The following is a 3,062-nucleotide window of genomic DNA, read 5'->3' on the forward strand; positions in this document are numbered from 1 at the left end:
TCGTCGTCGGTGTCATGGTTTCTCCCGTGACCCTTCTTGGGTGGGGAGAGGTGGTGGGGGGTGTGGGGGGGCGGCCGGGGGGGCGGGGGAGCCGGGGCGCCACGCACCCGGGGCCGGGGATCCGGGGGAGGCCGTCACCAGGGCGGGCGGTAGCCGGTGGTCAGGCTGCGGCCGGTCTGCCTCCACTTCGGTTCCTCGTCCACGGTGTGGGCGGTGACCGACCGGAGTCTGCGGACCAGCGCGCCGTACGCGCTGCTCGCCCCGGTGGAGACCTTGGCGCCGGGGGGTTCGTCCATGAACGGCATGAACTTGTCGGGGAAGCCGGGCATCGTGCAGGCGATGCAGATGCCGCCGACGTTGGGACAGCCGCCGATGCCGTTCATCCAGCCGCGCTTGGGGACGTTGCACTTGACGACGGGGCCCCAGCAGCCGAGCTTGACCAGGCAGCGGGGGGAGTCGTAGGTCTCCGCGAACTCGCCTTGCTCGTAGTAGCCGGCGCGGTCGCAGCCCTCGTGGACGGTGGCCCCGAAGAGCCAGGTCGGGCGCAGCTTGTCGTCGAGCGGGATCATCGGGGCGGAGCCGGCCGCCTGGTAGAGCAGGTAGGTCAGGGTCTCCGAGAAGTTGTCCGGCTGGATCGGGCAGCCCGGCACGCACACGATGGGGATGCCGGCCTTGGAGGTCCAGTCCCAGCCCAGGTAGTCGGGCACGCCCATGGCGCCCGTCGGGTTGCCCTCCATCGCGTGGATGCCGCCGTACGTGGCGCAGGTGCCGATGGCCACGACGGCGAGGGCCTTGGGGGCGAGGCGGTCGATCCACTCGCTGGTGGTGATGGGCTGACCGGTCTCCGGGTCGTCGCCGAAGCCGCACCAGTAGCCCTCGGGCTTGATCTTCTCGTTCGGGATCGACCCCTCGACCACCAGGACGAAGGGATCGATCTCGCCGCGCTCGCCCTTGAAGAACCACTCGATGAAGGTGTCCGCGCCGCCGACCGGGCCGCATTCGAAATCGATCAGCGGCCAGTGCACGGCGATCTTCGGCAGACCGGGCAGGACGCCGGTCACGATCTCCTCGATGCTCGGCTGCATCGCCGCCGTCAGGGACACGGAGTCGCCGTCGCAGCTCAGACCCGCGTTGATCCAGAGGATGTGGATCGGCGGGTCCTCGACCGGGTCCTTCGTCGCAGTGGCCATGGGACGGCTCCTCGGGGGGGGTGATCGGGAAGGGGTGGGGGGAGGCGGCCTGCCTCACCCACACCTTTCTTGCTAACAGCAGTCCGGCCCGGGTGCCGCGTCGGATGCGGCCGGTCCAGTGACACCGCGCGGCCTGACGGCCGACCCGCTCAGGTGGAGCGGGGTGGCGGCCGGGCGCTCCTTGCGGACGAGAGCGCGGCGCAGGGCGTGGTAGGGGGCTTCGGGGTCGAAGAAGGTCGCGCGCATCAGGGCCAGCTCGGCCCGGCGGTGGTCGGCCAGCGGCCGCTCCGCCTCGTCGCGTTCGCGCGCGGCCTTCTTTCCGGCGATCCGGGAGGCGGTGGCGGGCAGGGCGGCGAGGCGGGCCGCGAGGCGCTCCGTCTCGAGGGTGAAGTCGCCGGGCGGGCAGTCGACCGTACGGTCGACCAGTCCCAGCCCGTGGGCGGCGGCGGCGCTCAGCGGGAGGGCTTCGGTGGTGAGGCGGTCCGCGAGTGCGGGTCCGACGCGGCGCGGCAGGGTGTACGTCCAGTACTCGGAGCCGTGCAGGCCCATCAGGCGGTAGTGCGGGTTCAGGACGACGCCCGAGCGGCACCAGACCTCGTCGGCGGCGAGGGCGAGCATGGCCCCACCGGCGGCGGCGTTGCCGCCCAGCGCGCTGACGACGAGGCGGTCGGTGGTGGTCAGCACCGCCTCCACCAGGTCGTTCATGGCATTGATGTTGGCCCAGGACTCCTCGGCCGGGTCGGCGGCGGCCTCGATGACGCCGAGGTGGATGCCGTTGGAGAAGAAGTCGCGGCCACCGCCCAGGACCAGGACGGTGGTGGGGCGGGTGCGGGCGGTCCGGTAGGCGTCCAGCAGGCGGGCGCAGTGCGCGGTGCTCATCGCGCCGCCGGGGAAGGAGAACGACAGGAAGCCGGCCTGGCCCTCCTCGTGGTAGCCGATGTCGGACCATGTGCGGTGGTGGGGGCCGTGGGGGCCGCTGTGCGGCGGCGCGGGGACCTCGGGAAGCGGGGGCAGCCGGTCCGCGAGCGCGAGCGTGGCGGGCAGCTTGAGGGCGGCCGGCTCTCCGGGCAGGCGGCGGGCGCGCAGCTCCGGGATCCAGACGGCCCCGTCGGCCGTGGCCCGGCAGAGCGCCCCGGCCCGGGTGGCCAGGAGCTCGCCGGAGCTGCCGCGCAGGTGTTCCTCGCGGTGCCCGCCGTGCAGGTACCACTCGCCGCCGAGCAGGGCGTCGCGTACGCCGGGCTGCGAGTCGGCGGCGCGCAGCGCGCGCAGGACGTCCTCGGTGGTGTCGCTCCCCCAGTCGATCCGGCGGTCCTCCTGGCGCAGGAGTGGCCGGGCGTGACCGCTCGCCTGGGGCTGGGGGGTGTACGTACCGGAGGCGAACCGTTCCACCGCGAGCAGGACGGCCTCCAGTGCGGCGTCGGCGATCTCCCCGCGGTAGAGGTCGCTCTTGCCGACCGGCGGCACGGGGCACGGGGCGCTCGCCCAGACGTCGCCGGCGTCCATCTCCGCGTTGGCCTGGAGGACCGTCACTCCCCACCGGGGCTCGCCGTCCTGGATGGCTCGGTCGAGGGAGGAGGGGCCGCGGTCGCCGACCGGTCCCGGGTGGACGACCAGGCAGGTGTGGGCGGACCAGACCTCCTCGGGGATGGCGGTGCGCAGCATCGGAGCGAGCACGAGGTCGGGGCGGTGGCCGCGTACGGCGTCGGCCAGGCAGGTGCCGGGGAGGGCGAGTTCGACCGCGACGCGGTGGCCGTGGTCGCGCAGCTCGGCGTGGACTCGCTGCGTGAGGCTGTTGAACGCGCTCGCGACGAGCAGGACGTACAAGGGATCTCCCAGCGGCGGGGCCGAACCCCGGGGGGGGGGGGCCGGGCC

General features: G+C 73.6%; 2 protein-coding genes. Both read right to left on the reverse strand.

The annotated features are described in order from the left end of the window. Positions 1-134: 134 nt before the first annotated feature. A complete protein-coding gene (locus tag ACWGIU_RS34100) occupies positions 135-1,190 on the reverse strand; it encodes an NADH-quinone oxidoreductase subunit B family protein (protein ID WP_453711977.1) in 1,056 nt (351 codons plus the stop codon). Between the two features lie 72 nt (positions 1,191-1,262). Beyond that, a complete protein-coding gene (locus ACWGIU_RS34105; protein ID WP_453711978.1) occupies positions 1,263-3,014 on the reverse strand; it encodes a hydrogenase maturation protein in 1,752 nt (583 codons plus the stop codon). Positions 3,015-3,062: the final 48 nt, after the last annotated feature.

This window comes from Streptomyces sp. NPDC054840 (genome assembly GCF_053611065.1).